The sequence below is a fragment of the Pseudoduganella albidiflava genome (assembly GCF_004322755.1).
Lineage (GTDB): Bacteria > Pseudomonadota > Gammaproteobacteria > Burkholderiales > Burkholderiaceae_D > Rugamonas > Rugamonas albidiflava.
The window spans coordinates 2,159,304-2,178,488 of record NZ_CP036401.1 but is presented as its reverse complement, the minus strand read 5'-3'; the positions used below and the strand labels follow the sequence as shown (position 1 = coordinate 2,178,488).

General features: G+C 66.7%; 20 protein-coding genes. 9 read left to right on the top strand and 11 right to left on the bottom strand.

Features of this window, described 5'->3' with window-relative positions:
• Positions 1 to 36: 36 nt before the first annotated feature.
• The 3 genes from trxC to EYF70_RS09165 form a co-directional block, all read right to left on the bottom strand.
• Positions 37 to 483 carry a thioredoxin TrxC gene (gene trxC / locus EYF70_RS09175; protein WP_131145123.1) on the bottom strand — a complete coding sequence of 149 codons (447 nt, stop codon included), beginning with the start codon at positions 481 to 483 and terminating at the stop codon, positions 37 to 39.
• Complete coding sequence (locus EYF70_RS09170) at positions 480 to 728, bottom strand: hypothetical protein (protein ID WP_131145122.1); 249 nt, start codon at positions 726 to 728, stop codon at positions 480 to 482. The genes trxC and EYF70_RS09170 overlap by 4 nt, the downstream gene beginning before the upstream one ends.
• Positions 729 to 1,193: 465 nt before the next feature.
• Positions 1,194 to 1,784, bottom strand: coding sequence for a phasin family protein (locus EYF70_RS09165; RefSeq protein WP_131145121.1), 591 nt, complete (start codon positions 1,782 to 1,784; stop codon positions 1,194 to 1,196).
• A 45-nt stretch (positions 1,785 to 1,829) separates the two neighbouring features.
• Here EYF70_RS09165 and EYF70_RS09160 point away from each other — a divergent pair, with 45 nt between their 5' ends.
• Both EYF70_RS09160 and EYF70_RS09155 read left to right on the top strand, forming a co-directional pair.
• A complete protein-coding gene (locus EYF70_RS09160; RefSeq protein WP_131145120.1) occupies positions 1,830 to 2,129 on the top strand; it encodes a hypothetical protein in 300 nt (99 codons plus the stop codon).
• A gap of 410 nt (positions 2,130 to 2,539) precedes the next feature.
• Complete coding sequence (locus tag EYF70_RS09155) at positions 2,540 to 2,971, top strand: hypothetical protein (RefSeq protein WP_131145119.1); 432 nt, start codon at positions 2,540 to 2,542, stop codon at positions 2,969 to 2,971.
• Here EYF70_RS09155 and EYF70_RS09150 read toward each other — a convergent pair.
• From EYF70_RS09150 to EYF70_RS09140, 3 genes are all read right to left on the bottom strand, one after another.
• Complete coding sequence (locus EYF70_RS09150; RefSeq protein ID WP_131145118.1) at positions 2,956 to 5,490, bottom strand: excinuclease ABC subunit UvrA; 2,535 nt, start codon at positions 5,488 to 5,490, stop codon at positions 2,956 to 2,958. The two genes, EYF70_RS09155 and EYF70_RS09150, sit on opposite strands and share 16 nt — an antisense overlap.
• The gene (locus tag EYF70_RS09145; RefSeq protein ID WP_131145117.1) at positions 5,487 to 6,197 is read right to left on the bottom strand and encodes an SOS response-associated peptidase; all 711 of its coding nucleotides are present in this window, start codon (positions 6,195 to 6,197) and stop codon (positions 5,487 to 5,489) included. Before EYF70_RS09145 ends, EYF70_RS09150 begins: the two co-directional genes overlap by 4 nt.
• A gap of 287 nt (positions 6,198 to 6,484) precedes the next feature.
• Positions 6,485 to 7,675, bottom strand: a complete 1,191-nt coding sequence (locus EYF70_RS09140) for a dienelactone hydrolase family protein (RefSeq protein WP_229420777.1) — start codon at positions 7,673 to 7,675, stop codon at positions 6,485 to 6,487.
• A gap of 310 nt (positions 7,676 to 7,985) precedes the next feature.
• Between EYF70_RS09140 and EYF70_RS09135 the strand changes: the two genes are divergently transcribed.
• Together EYF70_RS09135 and EYF70_RS09130 are read left to right on the top strand one after the other, a co-directional pair.
• Positions 7,986 to 8,324: a flagellar basal body rod C-terminal domain-containing protein gene (locus EYF70_RS09135; RefSeq protein WP_229420776.1), complete on the top strand. Its 339-nt coding sequence runs from the start codon at positions 7,986 to 7,988 to the stop codon at positions 8,322 to 8,324.
• 314 nt (positions 8,325 to 8,638) lie between these two features.
• Positions 8,639 to 9,346, top strand: a complete 708-nt coding sequence (locus tag EYF70_RS09130; RefSeq protein ID WP_131145116.1) for an HAD-IA family hydrolase — start codon at positions 8,639 to 8,641, stop codon at positions 9,344 to 9,346.
• Here the strand turns inward: EYF70_RS09130 and EYF70_RS09125 are convergent.
• Positions 9,343 to 10,275, bottom strand: a complete 933-nt coding sequence (locus EYF70_RS09125) for a phytanoyl-CoA dioxygenase family protein (protein WP_174800393.1) — start codon at positions 10,273 to 10,275, stop codon at positions 9,343 to 9,345. The genes EYF70_RS09130 and EYF70_RS09125 overlap by 4 nt on opposite strands.
• A gap of 186 nt (positions 10,276 to 10,461) precedes the next feature.
• On the opposite strand from EYF70_RS09125, the gene EYF70_RS09120 reads away from it, so the two are divergent.
• The 3 genes from EYF70_RS09120 (at position 10,462) to EYF70_RS09110 (ending at position 13,648) form a co-directional block, all read left to right on the top strand.
• Positions 10,462 to 12,189: a histidine kinase famiy protein gene (locus EYF70_RS09120; protein WP_131145115.1), complete on the top strand. Its 1,728-nt coding sequence runs from the start codon at positions 10,462 to 10,464 to the stop codon at positions 12,187 to 12,189.
• Between the two features lie 248 nt (positions 12,190 to 12,437).
• Positions 12,438 to 12,785, top strand: coding sequence for a transposase (locus EYF70_RS09115; protein ID WP_131143854.1), 348 nt, complete (start codon positions 12,438 to 12,440; stop codon positions 12,783 to 12,785).
• The gene (locus EYF70_RS09110) at positions 12,782 to 13,648 is read left to right on the top strand and encodes an IS3 family transposase (RefSeq protein WP_165497552.1); all 867 of its coding nucleotides are present in this window, start codon (positions 12,782 to 12,784) and stop codon (positions 13,646 to 13,648) included. Before EYF70_RS09115 ends, EYF70_RS09110 begins: the two co-directional genes overlap by 4 nt.
• A gap of 97 nt (positions 13,649 to 13,745) precedes the next feature.
• Here EYF70_RS09110 and EYF70_RS09105 read toward each other — a convergent pair whose 3' ends face one another.
• Positions 13,746 to 14,165, bottom strand: coding sequence for a PleD family two-component system response regulator (locus EYF70_RS09105; protein ID WP_131145114.1), 420 nt, complete (start codon positions 14,163 to 14,165; stop codon positions 13,746 to 13,748).
• A 176-nt stretch (positions 14,166 to 14,341) separates the two neighbouring features.
• Here EYF70_RS09105 and EYF70_RS09100 point away from each other — a divergent pair, with 176 nt between their 5' ends.
• Complete coding sequence (locus EYF70_RS09100) at positions 14,342 to 14,989, top strand: phosphoribosyltransferase (RefSeq protein WP_131145113.1); 648 nt, start codon at positions 14,342 to 14,344, stop codon at positions 14,987 to 14,989.
• Positions 14,990 to 15,257: 268 nt separating this feature from the next.
• Entirely contained in the window at positions 15,258 to 15,773 is a 516-nt protein-coding gene (locus tag EYF70_RS09095) for a ferritin-like domain-containing protein (protein ID WP_131145112.1), read from the top strand.
• Between the two features lie 290 nt (positions 15,774 to 16,063).
• Here the strand turns inward: EYF70_RS09095 and EYF70_RS09090 are convergent, their stop codons facing one another.
• The 3 genes from EYF70_RS09090 to EYF70_RS09080 all read right to left on the bottom strand — a co-directional run bounded on the left by EYF70_RS09090 (position 16,064) and on the right by EYF70_RS09080 (position 19,169).
• A complete protein-coding gene (locus EYF70_RS09090) occupies positions 16,064 to 16,948 on the bottom strand; it encodes a ZIP family metal transporter (protein WP_131145111.1) in 885 nt (294 codons plus the stop codon).
• Between the two features lies 1 nt (position 16,949).
• Complete coding sequence (locus EYF70_RS09085; protein WP_131145110.1) at positions 16,950 to 17,924, bottom strand: manganese catalase family protein; 975 nt, start codon at positions 17,922 to 17,924, stop codon at positions 16,950 to 16,952.
• A gap of 201 nt (positions 17,925 to 18,125) precedes the next feature.
• On the bottom strand, positions 18,126 to 19,169 hold the full coding sequence (locus EYF70_RS09080; protein ID WP_131145109.1) for a chemotaxis protein CheB: 1,044 nt from the start codon (positions 19,167 to 19,169) through the stop codon (positions 18,126 to 18,128).
• Positions 19,170 to 19,185 lie beyond the last annotated feature (16 nt).

Below are 19,185 nucleotides of genomic sequence, written 5' to 3'. Positions count from 1 at the left end.
TAAGGCGTTCACTGTCTTACCTTGACTTCGGCGCCTTCACCGCGGGCCCTGCAGGTTGCGCTGCACCCAGGCCAGGATATTGCCCGTGTCCATCGCCCCGGGCTGGCGCGCCACTTCCCGGCCGTTGCTGAACAGCGCCAGGGTGGGAATGCTGCGGATACCATGGCGCGCGCCCAGTTCCTGGTTGGCTTCGGTATCGACCTTCACCACGCGCAGGCGTGGCTCCAGCTGCCGGGCAGCCTGCGCATAGAACGGCGCCATCGTGCGGCACGGCCCGCACCACGGTGCCCAGAAGTCGACCAGCACCGGAATATCGCTGCGCTCGACGTGTTTCAGGAAACGCGCGCCGGACAAGTCGACCGGCTGGCCGGTAAACAGCGAAGCCTGGCATTTGCCGCAGGTGGGCGCCTCGCCGAGCCGCTCCTGCGGCACGCGGTTGACGGCGTCGCAATGGGGGCAAACGATGTGCAAGGGTGTGGTCATGAATCTTCCTGGGCTTTGCGGTTCTTGGCGATGCCGCGGATATTGGTGACGGCAAGGCAGCAGTTTAACGCGATCAATGCCCAGGCGTCGTCGTGCACGCCCCAGGCGATCCACATCGCATTGCTGACCAGGAACACGATGAAACCGGACAGGCGCCGGCCAGCCCGTTGCGAAGCCACCAGCCACGCCGCCAGCAGCGAGGCGGCCATGGCCGGCCATTGCAGCAAATCGATCCAGTCTCCCATGCAAGCACTCCATGCTCATCCATCGAATGGCGAGTGTAGCGCCCGGCCGCCTTGCGTGGCGCATGGCAGCGGCACAGGGGAAAGCGATGCGGGAAAGCGATGGCGCGGGCCATGGCACGGTCCGGTCCCGGGCGGATGCCGGGAAAGCATCCAGCGGGAAGCCCGGCGCGAGAAACTTGCGGGGACGACCCCGGGCCGAGGCGCCCGACGTGGGAACAGCTCGATGCGGCGGCTTGACGTGGGCAGCCTGAAGTGCGCAGTTTGAGGCTGGCGGATTGGAGTTGGCGGATTGAAGCTGGCGGATTGAAGCCGGCGGTTGAAGCTGGCGGATTGAAGCCGGCAGATTCGCGCTCTCGGATGGAAGCCGGCAAACTGAAGCCGGCAAACTGAAGCAGGCGGACTGAAACGGCGGTGCGGCATGCCGCACCGCCGGGCACACGAGTGCTCAGCGATTGCGCCAAGCCACTACGACGGCTGCCCTTCCTTGCGCGACTGCCCTGATGCTGCGCGCGCGGCGGCCTGGGCCGCCTGGGCAGCCTGGCTGGCCATGTCCAGGCCGTTCCCCATCGCGGCACGGGCCTGGCGGGTGGCGCTGTCGACCATGCTGTCCAGCGGGTTGGCCAGCTGGCGCATCGTGTCGTGCTGCTGGCGCAGCGTGCGTTCGGTTTCCTCGGACGTCACGCGCGTGACTTCATCGGTAAACTCGCGGGCCGCGCGCGCCGTTTCGTCGGCATGGTCGCCGGCGACGCGGATCAGCGTGGTCTGGCCATCCGCCGCGATCTTCGACAGTTGCTGCTGGTAAGCCCGGAACCGGTCGGCGACCGGCTGGGCGCGCGAAGCCGTGACGGTGAACACTTCGGTGGGCTTGCCTGCCGTGATCACCGCCTGGCTGGTGGTGGCCAGGTCTTCCAGCCAGGTCTGGGCCAGCCGGAGGTGCACTTCATTGACCTGCTGGGCCATCTGGAACAGCGAACGGGACATGTCGTTGAAGAACGCGACCTGGGCCTGCACGTGGCTCTTCGCCGCGGGTGTGATGCTTTGAGAAAAAGGGAACATGGTTGCCTCTTGTCGGATGAATGCAGTGTCAAACCACTGCATGAAATGGATGACGTGAATGCCGCTGCGCCTCACGATACGATTCACGATGCGATCGACGACGCAACTCGCGATGTGACTCGCGGTGTCATTCACGATGCGATTGGCCAGGCGGTTGCCGATGCGACTGTCGATGTGATTACCGATGTGATTACCGATGTGACTACCGATGTGATTACCGACGTGCCTGGCCAGCGTGTTGCCGATACTATTGACGATGCTGTTGACGATACAATTGCCGATACTATTGACGATACTATTGACGATACAACGGACGTTTCACACCACCAGTGGCGGCGCGAATGACAAGGCTACGTGTGCCTCGCGCTCGCGGCATGATCTCGATCAAACGTGCTCACCCTTGCAACGCGATCGGCCGCTATCGTGCGCCGATCCTCTCCGAACGCCGCTATGTTCGAGAAGCGCGTGCCGCGCCGGCGCCCGGCGACGAGCGAGCGGGAAGCGTCGACTGAACCAGCGAGGGGAGCGGAATAAAAGCACGGGCAACAAGCGAGTAACAAGCGGGGCAACGAGTAGATACAACAAGCACAGCAACAAGCACAGCCACAAGTACAGCAACAAGCACAGCAACGAGCACAAAGCAACGAGCACAAAGCAACGAGCATGTTCAGCAAGCAGGAGCAGCAAGGTCAGTCCGCCAGCACAGTCCGCCAGCGCAGCCAGCCGGCACACTCCGGGGTAACGGGAGTACCACGATGAATGTCACGCTGCTTACCCAGCTCGCGGGAGCGCTGCGCTTCGGCGTGGTCCTGGCGATCGCGCTGCATGCGCTGGCACTGGTGCCGCAATGCCGCGCCCATTATTTCCTGCCGCGTTTCGTGAACGTCAGCCTGTATGGCCTCGTGCTGGGCGTGGCCCATGGCGCCGTGCTGGCGCTGGCCGGCGGCGAACTGGCGCTGGACGACGGTCATCGCCGCGCCGACACGGTGGCCTGGTGCCTGGCGGCGGCCGTGCTGCTGAATCTGGTCGTGGCGGCGCAGAACCTGCTGGCGGTGGTGGCGCTGCTGTGGCTCCACCGGCCCAGCGCCGTGGTGGCGCACAGCCTGCGCGGCGCCGTGCAGCCGATGGTGTGGAGCAGCGCGGCACTGGCGGTGGCCGCCTACGCCATGGTTCACGGCTGGCTGTGACGCCTCGCCAGGAAACGTTTCAGGTAGGGTGCCGTGCGGCTGTCGGCAATCGTCGCCACTGTTGACGGCGGCCCCGCGGCGACGATGCGGCCGCCTTCCTCGCCGGCCCCGGGGCCGATGTCGATCACCCAGTCGCTGGCCGCCACCACGCGCATGTCGTGTTCCACGGCGATGACGGTGTTGCCGGCATCGACCAGCTTCTGCAACTGCGCCACCAGCCGTTCCACGTCCGCCGGGTGCAGGCCCGTCGTCGGTTCGTCGAGGATGTACAGCATGCTGCCGCGCGCCGCGCGCTGCAGCTCGGTGGCCAGCTTGATGCGCTGCGCCTCGCCGCCGGACAGTTCGGTGGCGGGCTGGCCCAGCCGCAGGTAGCCAAGGCCGACATCGCGCAGCACTTCCAGTGCACGGCGCAGCGGCGGTTCGTCGGCAAAGAAGTCCCACGCCGCGTCGACCGTCATCGCCAGCACCTCGGCCACGTTGCGCTCGCGGTACGTCACTTCCAGCGTTTTCGCGTTGTAGCGCGCGCCGCCGCAGACCGGGCAAGGCGCGTACACGCTGGGCAGGAACAGCAGCTCGACCATCACGAAGCCCTCGCCCTCGCAATTGGCGCAGCGCCCCTTGGCCACGTTGAACGAGAAGCGGCCGGCATCGTAGCGGCGCGATTTCGCCGTCTTCGTCGCGGCGAACAGCTTGCGCACGTGGTCGAACAGGCCGGTGTAGGTGGCCAGGTTCGAGCGGGGCGTGCGCCCGATCGGCTTCTGGTCGACCCGCACCAGCCGGCGTATGCCTTCCAGGCCGGCGGTGATGTGCCCTTCCAGCGTTTCCGGGGCCTGCTGTTCCAGCTCGTCGCCCTCCTCCGGCGCGGCCTCCGGCTCGTGGCCCAGCGCGCGCGCCACCAGTTCGACCAGCACCTGGCTGACAAGGCTCGACTTGCCGGAGCCGGACACCCCCGTCACGGTCGTCAGCACGCCGAGCGGGAATTCGCACGACAGCCGGTGCAGGTTGTTGCGCGTGACCCCGGCCAGTTTCAGCCAGCCCTGCGGCGGGCGCGGCGCGCGGGCGGGCGGTGCTTCTTCCGGGAACAGGTAGCGCCGGGTCTGCGATGCCGTCACGGCCTTCAATCCCTCCGGCGCGCCGCTGTACAGTACTTCCCCGCCGCCTTCGCCCGCCGCGGGGCCGACGTCGACCAGCCAGTCGGCATGCCGGATCACGTCCAGCGCATGCTCGACGACGAACAGCGAATTGCCGCCCGCCTTCAGCCGGTCGAGCGCGCGCAGCAGGGCCACCGTATCGGCCGGGTGCAGGCCGGCGGACGGCTCGTCCAGCACGTAGACCACGCCGAACAGGTTCGAGCGCACCTGCGTGGCCAGCCGCAGCCGCTGCAGCTCGCCGGGCGACAGCGTGGGCGTGCCGCGGTCCAGCGCCAGGTAGCCCAGCCCCAGGTCCAGCAGCACGTCCAGGCGCGCCATCACGTCCTGGGCGATGCGCTGCGTGACGATCAATTTCTCCGGATGCTCGGCGCGCTGCTTCGCGCTGACCTTCGCGGTGCCCGCGGCATAGGGCGCCATGGTGCGGGCCAGCCGCTGCAGCGGCAGCCGCGCCAGTTCCATGATGTCGTGGCCGGCGAACGTGACGGACAGCGCCTCCGGCCGCAGCCGCCGCCCGCGGCATGCGGGGCACTCGGTGCTGACCATGTAGCGCGCCACGCGCTTCTTCATCGACGCGCTTTCCGTGGTGGCGAAGGTTTGCAGCACGTACTTGCGCGCGCCGGTAAACGTGCCCTGGTAGCTCGGCGTTTCCTTGCGCTTCAGTGCGCGCTTCGTCTCTTCCGGCGTCAGGCCAGCATACACGGGCACGGTGGGCTGCTCGTCCGTGAAGAGGATCCAGTCGCGGGTTTTCTTCGGCAGCTCGCGCCACGGCGTGTCGACGTCGTAGCCCAGCGTGACGAGGATGTCGCGCAGGTTCTGGCCATGCCACGCGGTGGGCCACGCGGCCACGGCGCGCTCGCGGATCGTCAGCGTATCGTCCGGCACCATCGACGCTTCGGTGGCTTCGTACACGCGGCCCAGGCCGTGGCATTGCGGGCAGGCGCCTTCCGGGGTATTGGGCGAGAACGATTCGGCGTACAGCAATTCCTGGCCGGGCGGATAGTCGCCGGCGCGCGAGTACAGCATGCGCAGGGAATTGGACAGCGTGGTCACGCTGCCGACCGACGAGCGGGTGGTCGGCGTGCCGCGCTGCTGCTGCAGGGCCACCGCGGGCGGCAGGCCGTCGATCTCGTCCACCTGCGGCACCGGCATCTGGTGGAACAGCCGGCGCGCATACGGCGATACCGATTCCAGGTAGCGGCGCTGCGCCTCGGCATACAGCGTGCCGAAGGCCAGCGACGATTTGCCGGACCCGGAGACGCCCGTGAACACGACGAGGGCGTCGCGCGGGACGTCCAGGTCCACGTTCTTGAGATTGTGTTCGCGCGCGCCGCGCACCGTGACATACCCCGGCCGGGCCTTGCCGCTCATGCCTTGTCCTCGTCGGTTGCGTCGTCGTCCGGCAGCGGCACCACCAGGTGTTCGCCGTCGCGCCCCGCGTAATTGACCTCGGTGCTGACCCGGTGCCACTCGAACGCTTCCGGCCCCAGCGCCATCTGCCGCGCCAGCATTTCGGCCTGCTCGCGCGGCAGGTCCGGATCGAGCCAGGTGGCCGCGTCCGCCGCGTTCAGCACCACCGGACGGCGGTCGTGCACGTCGACCATGCCGCCTTCGGCATCGGCCGTCACCAGCACGAAGCCGGATTCGGCCTTGTTTTCCGGGTTGTCGTCGCGAAGCGGGCGAAAGTCGGCCAGCGCCAGCATGAACAGCGGTTCGCGGTCCTTGCGGTGGATGTGCCAGGGCTGGCGCTTGCCCTTCGCGCCGGTCCACTCATACCAGCCACTCGCGGGCACCACGGCGCGGCCGTTCTTCAGGAGCCGGCCCCAGTAGTTGTTGGTGAGTTTCTCGAGGCGCGCGTTGACGCTGACGGGCAGCTTGTCCGCCGCCCACGAGGCGCGGTAGCCCCAGTGGAGATCGTCGACATGCAGCTTGCCGTCCACCAGGTGCAGCACCGGGCGATAGGTGCCGGGCGCCGCGTTGAAGGTCGGCCGGGCCGCGCTGTCATAGACCGCGTCGGCCCAGCCAAAGGCGGCCACGTAGCGCCGCGCGATATCGTTTTGATCGAAACGTCCACACATGTTGCCATGGTAGCAGCAGCGTACCAAGCCTCCGCGCACCGCTGGCGCGACGGTACAGCTCGTGTCAGCGTGCCTGACACCATGACACAGCCTCTGCCGCAGTCCATGCTTGAGTTCGTGTCAGCGTGTCAGGCACCCTGACACGGGCTCTGCCGTAGTCCATGCCTGAGTCCGTGTCAGCGTGTCAGGAAGGAGTTCTGCCTTGCAAGGCAGCACCGTTCCGCAGGCACGGAGCACGCTCCGCGAAACCCCTGCGTCACCACCATGACACGGGCTCAGCCGCTACATCAATCCGTCTGGCCCGTCATCGTATCCTTCGGCTGCTCGGTGACATCGCCCCAGACCACATAGTCGTCCACCGAGTACAGCTTGCACGGTTCGCGGCTGGCGGCCTGGCAGGCGGCCAGGGCGCGTTCGTTGGGCATTTCGCCTTCCTCGGCCCAGCCCCAGGCGCCGGATGGCGAGACGGCGAAGGCGCGCGGCGTCTGCTTGGTCAGGAAGGCCTTGTACTGGCGGCGGCCGTTCTCGGGGAGGAACGGCACGGCGGCGACGTCCTCGAGCGCGGCGAAATTGGTGCGCGGCTGCGGCGCCGGTTCGGCCACCGCATACACCTGGTCGGTCGGCATGCCCACCTGGCGCAGGAAGCGCTCCACCTCCGGCAGCCACACCTGCTGGCCATCGCGGCTGCCCAGCATCGTGTGGGCATCGTGCTTGAACGGGCCGTACGACACCAGCTGCACCTTGCCGCCGTTGGCCGAAAACGCGTCGTACATCCGGTTCACCAGCGCCGGATTGAAGTAGCTGTCGTTGGCGCCATACATCCACAGCGTTTCGATGCGGTTCTTTCGGCCGAACTCGGCGAAGGCGCCCACCAGCGACTGCTGCCAGTCGCAGCTGCCGCCGTGCACCTTCAGGCCGCCGGCGAAGTTCATGATGCCGCGCACGCCCGGCAGGTTCTGCGTGGACAGCGCGATGCTGGCCAGCCCGCCGTACGACTGGCCGGCGATCACGATGCGCTCCGGGTCGACATAGCCCTGCTCGCGTGCATAGGCGACCACATCGGCGATATCGCCGGCCTGCTGGTAGCCGTTCGCCTTCATGTTGCAGCCGAAGTCCGAATAGGTGCCGCCGGAGTGCGCGAAGCCGGTGCGCATCGGCACCATCACCGCATAGCCGCGGCGCACGAATTGGGTGGCCATGTAGACGAAGCGGTCGCGCGGCTGGGCGCGCGGGTCGCCCGGCGACTTGCCATGATTGATGATCAGCAGGGGAAACGGACCGGGGCCGGATGGCTTGTACAGCGTGGTCTCGAGCTTGACGTTCATCCGCGGACCGGCGGGCACCATCACGATCTGCTCGTTCAGCCGGGCATCGAGCGGCAGCGCCTGCGCGCCGGCGGCGGGCGCGATGGCGGCACAGGACAGCATGGCGGTCGACAGGACGGCGGCAAACTGGCGAAGGCGGGACAGGGCGGACACGGCGAACTCTCGGGGAAATTGGCGTTAGGCAATAACCCGATTCTGGTGTCAATCGTCATGTATTGCAATCCAAAAAGATTAATCTCAGCAATTTTTAAGCATCCAGCAGGCTTCAAGTGTTGCTTTCCAGAACGCCCACGGACGACGGCCAGTACCATTGCGATGGACCGCCATGGCCGATTCGCCAACTCGTTGCCGCGCTGTTCACAGCCGTTCCGCTTTTACGACACCGGCAGGCCGCCGCGCCGCATTGTGCGGGCGAACCGGGAACGATTTCAGTAAACTGGCAGTTCTTCAGAAGGAATACCGCGTGACTATTTCGGCACTGGGCATCGGCTTGACGGGACTGCAAGCCAATGGCAAGGCACTGGGTGTGGCGGCGCATAACACCGCCAACATGAACACCGACCACTTCGTCCCGCAGGGAGCCACCTTCAACGAGGCGCGCCCGGCCGGTACCGGCGTCACGCTGTCGATCGCGGCGCGCGACCTGTCGGCCGTCGAAAACGTCGGCGGCGCGCCGTCCGGCACGGACCCGGCGGCGTCGATCGTCAATTCGCTGGTCTACAAAGCCGGCTTCGAGCTGTCCGCCAAGCTGATCCAGGCAGCCGACGAGCGCCTCGGCACGCTGATCGACATCCGCGCCTGACCAGAATGCCGGTAAGTTATGCATTACTCAAAACATTGAAAGCGCATGCATTCACCCCAACAGCGAAGGGCTGGGGTCAGATACCGCCGGGGTGCAGCAGGGGTTTCGCGAAGCATGCTTCGCGCCTGCGGAACGATGCCGGCATGCATGCCGGCATTCCTTCCTGACCCCGGAATTTGCACTTGGGGTGGGCTTAACTAAGCAGCATTGCCGTCTGGCCTCCCCTGCCCCTCCCATCCGGGAGAGTCCGTTACGCCTGTTCAATTCGTGCCGTTGTGGCATGATCGCCCGATCTCTTTCGACGCGAACCGGGCATGACGTCTACCGAATCCCTCACCCACCTGATTTCCGATTGCGACGGCGTGCTGATCGACAGCGAAGCCGTGGCCCTGCAAGCGCTGGTCGACTACCTGGCACCGCTGCATGCCGACCGCGCCGCGCTGGCGGCGCTGATCCGCCCCCGCCTCGGCCTGAAGCTGGAAGCGCTGGTGCTCGGCGTGTGCGCCGAACTGCACCTGCCGGAACCCACCGTGCCGGACCTGGCCGTGATGCGCTCGACGGTGGAGGGCGAATGCGACCGCAAGGCGCAGCCCATCCCCGGCGTGCGCGAAGCCTATGCGGCGATCCCGCTGGCGAAGGCGGTGGCCAGCAACAGCCGCCACGTGCGCGTGCAGGGCTTGCTGGCGCGGACCGGCCTGGCGGAGCTGTTCACGGGGGGAATTTATACGGCCGATATCGCCGGGCGCCCGAAGCCGGACCCGGCCGTGTACCTGGCCGCGGCAGGCGGCATGGGCGTATCGCCCGGGCGCTGCATCGTCATCGAGGACAGCGTGACCGGCGTGCACGCGGCGGTGGCCGCCGGCGCGACCGTGCTGGGCTTTGGCGGCGGCGAGCACAGCCCGCCGGACCAGGCACGGCTGCTGCGCGAAGCCGGTGCCGCGCACGTGTTCGCGTCGATGGCGCAACTGCCCGAGCTGGTGGCGCAACTGCGCGCCGGCGCTGCCCTTCAGGCGCCCGCCTAGCCGCCCATCGAGCCGCCCATCGACGGCTCGTCGACACCCTTCAGCAAGCCCTCGATCGCATGTTCCTGCACGATCGGCTCGAGCCGGTCGACGACGCGGCACGACAGGTGGCGCCGCACCTGTTCCGGCAGGCCGTCCCAGTAGCCGCGCGTGACTTGCAGGTCGTGCTTGTCGGCGTTGGTGCCGTCCGGCGCATCCACGCCGAGCACGAACACGGGGCGCGACTTGTCGGAATGGTTGGCGGTACCGCGGTGTATCGTCAGCGCCGAACGGGCCGAGATGTCGCCCATCTGTGCCAGCTTGCGCTGGGCGCGCGCCTGGTAGCGGGGCCACAGCTCCTGCGCCGGGAACATCGGGTGGCCGCCGGCCAGGTCGTCCCACTGCGTGCCGGGGGCGATCTCGAACGGGCCCATGTCTTCCGTCACATCGACCGTGGTGATGTTGAAGGCCAGCGAGTTCAGCCGGCGCCCCACCAGCGTTGCCTCGGGCGTGGGGAAATCGCGGTGCCACGGCTGGTGCAGCGCGCCCGGCCCGGGCACGTCGAAGCCGGCCTCCACCACCTTGTAGTCCGGCCCCAGGATCGCCTCGCAGACCGCCGCCACCCACGGATGCGTGACGATGTCGACAAAGCCGCGCAGCCGCTCGGGGTGGATCTCGACGTAGAAGCGGTTCGGCCCGCGCGGCAGCGCGCCGCCGGGCTGCCGCTGCGCCTCGGCGAACAGCATGTCGATGTCTTCGCGCAGGCGCTGCACCCACTCGCGTGAAAACGCTCCCTTCAGCGCCGTGAAGCCGTCGCCGTACAGCGCGCCCATGATCGTGGCCACCTCGTAGCCGCCATGCTCGCCCGTGCCGTTGGCAGCCGGGCCGGCAGCCGGGTCAGCAGCCTTGTTTCCGGCCGTGTTGCCGATGTCGTTGCGGGTTTCGTTCATCGTGTCCTCCGTTGCCGACATTGTAGGCAAAAGCGCTGGCGGGCGCGGCACGGCTGGCGGTGCGCGCTATGTGCGCGCACGAACAGCAAACGGGCCGCGCGCCCCTTAGCATGGGCCGCACACTGGATCAATTTGGCAACAACGCCGGGAACAGCGCCGGCAACCACGGCTCGGGGAGGAGCAACCATGACGATCGGACGGCAAAAGGATGACGCCAGCGTACCGACCGAACAGCAGGCCGATGGACAGGTCATCGGCAAACTCGCCTGCGGCGAACTGGAAGGCAACGCGGTATCGACGCTCGGCAACCCGGGCGTGCGGCACTGGCAGGCCACCTACCTGGAAAACGCGGACCTGGACAACCGCGGCAACATCTTCTTCGCCGCGGTCGAGATGACGCGGATGCCGATGCTGATCACCGATCCCAACCAGCCGGATGATCCCATCGTGTTCGTCAACGGCGCCTTCCTCGACCTGACCCAGTACCAGGAAAACCAGGTACTGGGCCGCAATTGCCGCCTGCTGCAGGGTCCCGACACGGATCCCCGCACGGTGGCCGAGGTGCGCGAGGCGCTGGCCGAGCAGCGCGCCGTGGCCGTCGACATCCTGAACTACAAGGCCGACGGCACGCCGTTCTGGAACGCGCTGTTCATCGGCCCGATCTTCGACAAGGCCGGCAAGCTGCTGTACTTCTTCGCGTCGCAGATGGATATCACGCAGCGGCGCATCCATGAACAGTCCTACCTGCAGGCGCAGAAGATGGAAGCGATCGGCCAGTTGACGGCCGGCCTGGCGCACGACTTCAACAACCTGCTGCAGGTCGTCAACGGCAATCTCGAACTGGCGCAGCGCATGATCGACGCCAAGCCGCAGGCGCTGCAGGCGATCGGCCGCGCGCAGCGCGCCGCGATGAAGGGCGGCGCGCTGACGCAGCAGTTGCTGACCTTCGCCCGCAAGCAGCGGCTCGAGCCGCGCCGCATCAACCTGAATGCGCTGGTGCTGGAGTTTTCCGAGATGCTGGTGCGCACGCTGGGCCAGGAAGTGCAGCTCCAGCTGGACCTGCGCCCCGGCCTGCCGCCGTGCGTGCTCGATCCCACCCACCTCGAGATGGCGCTGCTGAACGTGCTGATCAACGCGCGCGACGCGATGCGCGGCGGCGGGATCGTCACGGTGGGCACCTCCGTGCTGGCCGACGCCCGGCGGCTGGCCGTGCACCACCTGGCACCGGGCCAGTACGTGGTGATCTGCGTGGTCGACCAGGGCAGCGGCATGACGCCGGACGTGCTGCGCCGCGCCACCGAACCCTTCTTCACGACCAAGGGTCCGGGCACCGGGCTCGGCCTGGCAATGGTGCACGGCTTCGTGCAGCAGTCGCACGGCCGCCTGGATATCGAGAGCAAGCCCGGCGTGGGCACCACGGTGCGCATGATCTTCCCCGTGGCCGACCAGCCCCAGGTGGCCCCGGCCGCCGCCCCGGACCGCCATACCGGCAATGCCGGCGGCAAGGCCAGGATCCTGCTGGTGGAAGACAACGACGACGTGCGCGAGCTGGGCCGGACCATGCTGGAAGCACACGGCTATGCGGTGCTGACCGCCGCCAGCGGCGAAGAGGCGCTCCGGCTGCTGGCCGGGCAGGATGGAAACGAACACGGCGAGCACGGCGACTTCGGCCTGCTGTTCTCCGACGTGATCATGCCTGGCGGGATGACGGGGCTGCAGCTGGCCGAGGAAGTGCGCCGGCGCCGGCCCGGCCTGCCGATCCTGCTGGCCACCGGCTACATGGAACAGTTGCCGGATGCGCGCAGCCCGGCCTTCCCGGTGCTGCCGAAACCCTACAAGGAAAGCGAATTGCTGAGCCGGATCGCCGATGCGCTGGCCGGCCACGGCGCGCGGCCGCATCCCGCCAGCGTGTGATCCGGCGCGGCACCACCAAATGCCCGTGTGTCACGGGGGCGTTCGCCGGGCTGGGCTGGATGTCGTTGAGTTAAGCCAACCCCAAGTGCAAATTCCGGGGTCAGGGTGGAGTACTGGCTGGTAGGCCAGCACCGCTACGCCGGCAAGGAGCGATGCCCCTTGAGACCCCGGCTACGCCCCATCGGGTCTGAGGTGTACCGGGTTTCGTGGACATCCTAAACAAGAGACAATACGTCTCAGAGGAATCCATGACAACCAAGCCAGAAAAATCCCCATCTGAAGATGCTGCCGCCGAACGGCAGCATCGTTCTGTTTACACCAAACAATTCAAGCTTGCCGCTGTTGCTCGTCTTAACGATGGCAAACAGACGGCGGAAGCGCTGGCACTGGAGCTGGGCGTCAGGCGCAATCAGCTCTATAAATGGGCCAAGGCCCTAGAGCAAAAGGGGCCGGAGGCCAGCTTCAGTTCGCGAGGGCGTAAGCCGGCGAGCGAAGAAAGTGAGATCGTGCAATTAAAGCGTCAGTTGGCTCGCGCCCAGGAGGAGCTGGCCATCCTAAAAAAGTTCGACGCGTACTTGAAGCGACAGAAGCAGTGAAGTACGCCGCCATTGAAGAACTCCGCAATCACTTCCCTGTGAAAGCGCTGTGCCGCGTGCTGGAGATTAGTCGCAGCGGCTTTTATGCCTGGCGCTGCCGGCCACCTAGCCGACGTAGCCAGGAGGATCTCTCACTACGTGAGAAAATTCGGTGCCTGCACGAATCGAGTCACCAGGCTTTGGGAGCGGTGAAGACGTGGCACCAACTGAACAGCGATGGCGTAGAGTGTGGCAAGCATCGCGTTGCGCGATTACGCAAACTTGAGGGCATTGAGGCACTGCGCAAGGCAAAGTTTCGCGTCATGCGTGCCCATCAGCACACAGAGCCACCGGCACCGAACTTGCTCGACCGAGTTTTCACCGTGCCCTTACCGAACAAGGCATGGGTCAGTGACATCACTACCATCCACACCCGCGAAGGCTGGCTACATTTGGCCATTGTTCTTGACCTGTTTGCTCGCCGGATCGTTGGCTGGGCCATGAGCCCTCGTCAAGATGCAACGCTGCCGATTGCCGCGCTCCAGATGGCGATCGTGCAGCGCCGGCCGGCACCAGGACTAATATGCCATACCGATCAAGGCTCAGTTTATGGCTCAAAGGAGTATCGGAACGTGCTCGAGACGAACGACTTAATCCCAAGTATGAGCCGACGTGGAAACTGTCATGACAACGCTGTGGCGGAGAGCTTTTTCTCCACAGTGAAGAACGAAAAAACCCGCCACATCATCTTTACGACACGGGCCGAAGCGATCACTCAAATATCCGACTACATCGAGCTGTACTACAATCTGCGGCGGCCCCATCAAACGCTGGGGTACCGCAGCCCGATCGAAATCGAAAAACAGCATCAGATGCTTAATTGAAGCGTCTACGTAACCCGGGACATCTCAGTCTGACCCCAGCCCTTCGCTGTTGGGGTGAATGCGTGCGCTTTCAATGCGGCGTGTAACGTTGCCCGGGTCACGTGAACAGCGTGGGCCGGATGCCGAGGCTGTCGGTATCGACCACCCACATGGGCCGCCCGCCGTGCGCCGTGCGCGGGGTGCGCAGTACGTAATCGAAACAGCGGTGCCGGTCCAGCAGCGCGATCGTGGGGGGCAGCAATGCCAGCACGCGCATCCGCGCGCAGCCGGGGATCGTGCGCAATGCCCGCGCCAGCTGGAAGCCGTCCAGGTAGCGCAAGTCCAGGCCCAGCACCGCCGCGGTGGGAAAGAAGGCGCGCGCCTTGTCGAGCGCGGCCACGCCATCGAAAGCGATGCGCACGGAGAACCCGGCGGTGCCGAACGTGCGCGCCAGCGCCTCGGCCATCGCATGGTCGGCGCTGGCCACCAGCACCCGGTCGCCCGGCTTGAACGGTGTGATCAGTGATGCAGTCGTCATGCTTTCCTCCCCCTCATGAAGGCAGATTCTGGCACGGGCCGGCCGACGCGTTGTAGGTATTTGACTCGTCGCGGCGTGGGATCAGGCCGAAGCGCCTGCGTGGCGCGCGCCCGCGCCGGATCGCGCTATGCTGCAATGCACGCCGCAACCAGCCCTGACCTCCGCGAGGCCGCGCCATGGACGATACGGATGACCCGGTAAGACTCCCTTTCCGCGATCGCGCCCAGGCCGCCCAGTTGCTGGCCGAGCGCGTGCTGCGCTGGCGCGGCTGCAAGCCGCTGGTCCTGGCCATTCCCCGTGGCGCCGTGCCGATGGGCCGCATCGTCGCGGACCGCATCGAAGGCGAACTCGACGTGATGATGGTGCGCAAGATCGCCTCCGCATTCGATTCCGAACTGGCCGTCGGTGCCGTGGACGAACACGGCACCGTGGAGCTGGCGCCCTATTTCCATCGCACCCGCACCGGCATGGACTGGGTCGATGCGCAGGTGCGCATCCAGGTAGCGCTGATGCAGCGCCGGCGCGCCGCCTATGGCCCGTCGGCGGACGTGCGCGACCGCGTCGTGCTCGTCATCGACGATGGCCTGGCCACCGGGTCGACCATGGCGGCCGCACTGCGCGTGCTGCGCGAGCGCGGGCCGCGCCGGCTGCATGCCTGCGTACCGGTGGCGTCCGCCGAAGCGGTGGCACTGATCGCGCCGCTGTGCGACGACGTCACCGTGCTGGCTACGCCCTTCAATTTCGTGTCGGTGAGCCGGCACTACGAAGTGTTCCCCCAGATCGAGGAAGCCGAAGTGATCCGGCTGCTCGACCGCGTGGCCTGAACTACCGCCCAGGCTTGCTGTCCTGACAGGCCGCCCTGGCCTGCCGCCCCGGCTTGGCTCCTTTCCTGGCGCCCTGGCCTGTCGCACTGAACAACCGCCCTCACCTGCCGTCGTGGTCTGCCCCTCTGTCTTTTCCTACACGCGCCGGCGTTCCGTTCCTATACCGATCGGGCGCGCCTGCCGCCATCATGCGCTGGCCGGCGCACGTGCGCCGCTTCAGACCACCGATCAACCGAACCACCGATCAACCCACCACCGGGAGAACGACATGGCAACCAAGGAACCCCGCGAGCACCTGCTCGACTGGCTGCGCGATGCGCATGCGATGGAACAGCAGGCCGAAACGATGTTGAAGGCGCAGGCCGACAGGCTGGTGCACTATGGCACGCTGAAGGCGCGCGTGCTGCAGCACCTGGAGGAAACGGAATGGCAGAAGGCGCAGCTGGAAGGCTGCATCGCGCGGCTGGGCGGCAGCCCGTCCGCCCTGAAGGACCTGTCGATGAAGATGATGGCATTCGGCCAGGCCGCGATGGGCATGGCGGTCGCGGATGAAGTGGTGAAGAACTCCCTGCAGAGCTATGTCTTCGAGAACATGGAGATCGCCAGCTACACGGTGCTGATCACGGCCGCCGAGCAGGCCGGCGACTTCGAAACACGCGACGTGTGCCAGCAGATCCTGGCCCAGGAAGTGGCGATGGCCAAGTGGGTGCTCGACCACCTGCCGGGCACGACCAACGCGTTCCTCACCCGTTCGGCGATGCCGGGGATGGAAGCCAAGGTGTGATCGGCGCGCTCTGATTTAGCTCGCTGTGCTGGACGGTAATGCAGGCAAGCTTTATCCGGCACATTGAAAGCGCATGCACTCACCCCAACGGCGAAGGGCTGGGGTCAGACCCGGCGGGGCGTAGCCGGGGTTTCAAGGAGCATCGCTCCTTGCCGGCGTAGCGGTACTGGCCTGCAGGCCAGTACTCCTCTCTGACCCCGGCATTTGCACTTGGGGTAAATAAACGTGACGATGTTGCGCACCGGACGCGGCGTTTTCTTCGCCCCGGCGATGCGTCTATGCCAACGCGCCTAGGCCAGCGCCGTATCCAGCACCATCATCAGGATGAACCCGGCCACCACCGAGCACGATGCACTCTTCGCATGGCCATGGCGGTGCGCCTCGGGAATCACGTCGTGGCAGATGACGAACAGCATCGCGCCGGCGGCCAGCGCCAGGCCCCACGGCAACATCCATTGCGCATATTCGATCAGCACGGCGCCGCCCACGGCGGCCACCGGTTCGATGAGCCCGGAAGCGATGCCCAGCGCGCACGAGAACAGCCGGCCATAGCCGACCGTGCGCAGCGCCAGGGCCACCACCAGGCCTTCCGGGACATCCTGGATCGAGATGCCGGTGGCCAGGCTGTGCGCCTTCGCCACGTCGGCCCCGGCGTAGGCCACGCCGATGGCGAGCCCTTCCGGCAAATTGTGGATCGCCACCGCGGCCACGAACAGCCAGGCGCGCTTGAGCGAATCGCTGCGCGCCGTGTCCACGCCTTCGAGGATGGTTTGTTCGCGCACCAGGCTATCGAGCAGCAACACCAGGCCCATGCCCAGCAGGATGCCGCCGCCGGCGATCGCGCTTGCTTCGAACGCACCGGCGCCCTGCCCCTTGGCTGCCGCGATCGCCGGGATCACCAGCGAAAACGCCGTGGCGGCCAGCATCACGCCGGCGCCGAAGCCCAGGAAGCCGTCGTAGGTGCGTTGCGAGAAATTCTGCGACAGCAGCACGGGCAAGGTGCCCAGTGCCGTCGCCAGGGCGGCGGTGGCGCCGCCCATGAGTGCACCGTGCACGCTGGCGTCGAACGCCTGCACGCCGCTGACGATTTCATGCAGCAGTGCCAGCGCTCCGCCGAGGCAGATTGCGGCACCGAGCGCATAGCGCCAGACGGGGAAGACGCGCGCCAGCGGCATGTCAGTGCCTCGTCAGGCCGTCGGGCTTGGCGTGCGGCACGGAACCGTCCGGCGTCGGCGGAATCTTGCCGCCGGCGGCGGAAGCCGAGTCGATCGAGCCCGGGTCGGCCGTCATGCCCAGCTCGGCGCCGGTCAGCGGATCGGCGCTCGGGTCGGACATCGTGCGCATCGCCATCTGGTTCAGCAGCGCGGCATCGTCGGAGTCCAGCGTGACGCTGGCTTCGCCGCCGCCACCGTCCACGCCCATCTGCTGGTCGCGGTCGGACACCACCTGCCATTTTTCGCCGCTGTTCCATGGGCCGTTGAGTTCCGGGCCGCCTTGCGACATGTTGTAGTAGACCGAGGCGAATTCTGGCCGGCCAGCGGTTTTCCCCGGCGGGAAATTCGGCTGGATGGCGTACAGGGCCTTCTCGAACGACTTCTGGTGGGCGATCTCGCGCGTCATCAGGAAGCCCAGCGCTTCACGCACGCCCGGGTCGGGCGTCAGCGCGATCAGGCGTTCGTAGACGATCTTGGCGCGCGCCTCGGCGGCGATGTTCGAGCGCAGGTCGGCGGTCGGTTCGCTGATCGAGTCGATATACGCCGCCGTCCATGGCACGCCGGCCGAGTTGGTCAGCGGGGCGCCCGCGCCATACAGGACCTGGGTGATGTGGCTGTCGTTGCCGGCACCGGTGATGCGGCGATACATCTCGCCTTCCTCGTCGACCGCCTCGGACAGGCGGCCCTTGGCGCCCTTGTTCAGCATGCAGACGATGTTGCCGATCACTTCGAGGTGGCTGAGCTCTTCGGTGGCGATGTCGAACAGCATGTCCTTGCGGCCTGGATCGTCCTCGGCGACGGCTTGCGTGAAGTAGCGCATGGCCGCGGCCAGCTCGCCCTGCGGGCCGCCGAATTGTTCGAGCATCAGGTTCGCCAAACCAGGATTCGGTTCGCTAACCCGTACGGTGTATTGCAAACGCTTGTTATGTGCAAACATTACTCGCTCCTATTGGTTATGGGTGCAGTGCCCTGACGGCCGAGACCGCGTGACACCGGCATGCACATCATGAACGTTTAGAAAATCAGCAACTATAGGAACGCAACGGCTGCCCTTGTAGGACAATTACCGAGCAATTTGAAACATCGCGCACAAGCGCACCCAGGGCCGGCGCACGGCACCGCGCCCGGCCTCGCTGCCCTATGCTGGCTGCTCAGTCGCTTCGGTGGACACCAGCAGCCGGCGCAGCACTTCTCCGTCCCGCTGCACCGCAGCGGCTTGTGCCAGGTAATCCCCCGCCGTTTCCGCATAGCCCGCGCTGATCGCACTGTCGGCCATCTGGCGCAGCAGCTTTTCCTTTTCGGACAGCGCGCGCACGGCCGACCACAGCGATGCCTCCACGGCTTCGCCCTGCTCCGCGCACAGGTGGCGTTCGGTGAACGCGTGGCCTGTATGGCAGCGGAACCGCGTTGGCGTGGTACCGCGAATTTCCCACAGCGTACCATGACATTCCGGGCAGGTGAATGTCGACGGCGCGCCAATCTGTGACAGGGTTTCCACGTCGGCAGTCTCCGTCATCAAGCGGTTTTCCAGGTTGACCCATTCGGGTACTTCGCGTGGCTGGCCGCGGGCCGCGGCCAGGTTTTCATCGAGCATGCGCTCCAGCGCGGCGCCGATGTCGGCCACCGGCAGCACGCGGTCCACCGCCACGTTGCGGATCGCGCTTTCCGGCATGTCCGGCGCCTGGGCTTCCTCGGGCACCTGCACGATGGCCTTGCCGCCGCACGCCTTGATGGCCTGCAGGCCGGCGGTGCCGTCATCCAGCATGCCGGTGAGGATCACGCCGATGGCCCGTGGCCCGTACGCCGCGGCGGCGGAGCGGAACAGCGGGTCGATGGCCGGTCGCGCATGGTTCTCGCGGGCGCCACGCGACAGCAGCACATGCCCGGTGCGGCCGTTGTCCCGATCGCGGGTGACGACCAGGTGGAAGTCCGGCGGCGCGACCAGGATACGGCCGGGCTCGAGCACGTCGCCGTCGCGCGCGTGGCGTATCGGCAGCCGCGCGGAGCGCGCCAGCAGGGACGGCAGGATGCTGTCGTGGTTTCCAACATGCATGACGATCAGCACGGCCGCCGGAAAATTCGGCGGCAGGCCGGCCACGAAGGTCTGTAATGCGGCGACACCCCCGGTGGAGGCGCCGACGACGACCGCGTCGTCCGCGGCGAAGATGGGGCGCTGGTTCATCGGTCAAGGGTGCCGC

Bases quoted from the DNA above. Each gene is read 5' to 3' on its own strand.
- EYF70_RS09120 (WP_131145115.1), top strand. From the start codon at position 10,462: ATGACGATCGGACGGCAAAAGGATGACGCCAGCGTACCGACCGAACAG.
- EYF70_RS09100 (WP_131145113.1), top strand. From the start codon at position 14,342: ATGGACGATACGGATGACCCGGTAAGACTCCCTTTCCGCGATCGCGCC.
- EYF70_RS09115 (WP_131143854.1), top strand. From the start codon at position 12,438: ATGACAACCAAGCCAGAAAAATCCCCATCTGAAGATGCTGCCGCCGAA.
- EYF70_RS09090 (WP_131145111.1), bottom strand. From the start codon at position 16,948: ATGCCGCTGGCGCGCGTCTTCCCCGTCTGGCGCTATGCGCTCGGTGCC.
- EYF70_RS09170 (WP_131145122.1), bottom strand. From the start codon at position 728: ATGGGAGACTGGATCGATTTGCTGCAATGGCCGGCCATGGCCGCCTCG.
- EYF70_RS09145 (WP_131145117.1), bottom strand. From the start codon at position 6,197: ATGTGTGGACGTTTCGATCAAAACGATATCGCGCGGCGCTACGTGGCC.
- EYF70_RS09085 (WP_131145110.1), bottom strand. From the start codon at position 17,924: ATGTTTGCACATAACAAGCGTTTGCAATACACCGTACGGGTTAGCGAA.
- EYF70_RS09105 (WP_131145114.1), bottom strand. From the start codon at position 14,165: ATGACGACTGCATCACTGATCACACCGTTCAAGCCGGGCGACCGGGTG.
- trxC (WP_131145123.1), bottom strand. From the start codon at position 483: ATGACCACACCCTTGCACATCGTTTGCCCCCATTGCGACGCCGTCAAC.
- EYF70_RS09160 (WP_131145120.1), top strand. From the start codon at position 1,830: ATGGATGACGTGAATGCCGCTGCGCCTCACGATACGATTCACGATGCG.
- EYF70_RS09150 (WP_131145118.1), bottom strand. From the start codon at position 5,490: ATGAGCGGCAAGGCCCGGCCGGGGTATGTCACGGTGCGCGGCGCGCGC.
- EYF70_RS09125 (WP_174800393.1), bottom strand. From the start codon at position 10,275: ATGAACGAAACCCGCAACGACATCGGCAACACGGCCGGAAACAAGGCT.
- EYF70_RS09155 (WP_131145119.1), top strand. From the start codon at position 2,540: ATGAATGTCACGCTGCTTACCCAGCTCGCGGGAGCGCTGCGCTTCGGC.
- EYF70_RS09130 (WP_131145116.1), top strand. From the start codon at position 8,639: ATGACGTCTACCGAATCCCTCACCCACCTGATTTCCGATTGCGACGGC.
- EYF70_RS09165 (WP_131145121.1), bottom strand. From the start codon at position 1,784: ATGTTCCCTTTTTCTCAAAGCATCACACCCGCGGCGAAGAGCCACGTG.
- EYF70_RS09080 (WP_131145109.1), bottom strand. From the start codon at position 19,169: ATGAACCAGCGCCCCATCTTCGCCGCGGACGACGCGGTCGTCGTCGGC.
- EYF70_RS09095 (WP_131145112.1), top strand. From the start codon at position 15,258: ATGGCAACCAAGGAACCCCGCGAGCACCTGCTCGACTGGCTGCGCGAT.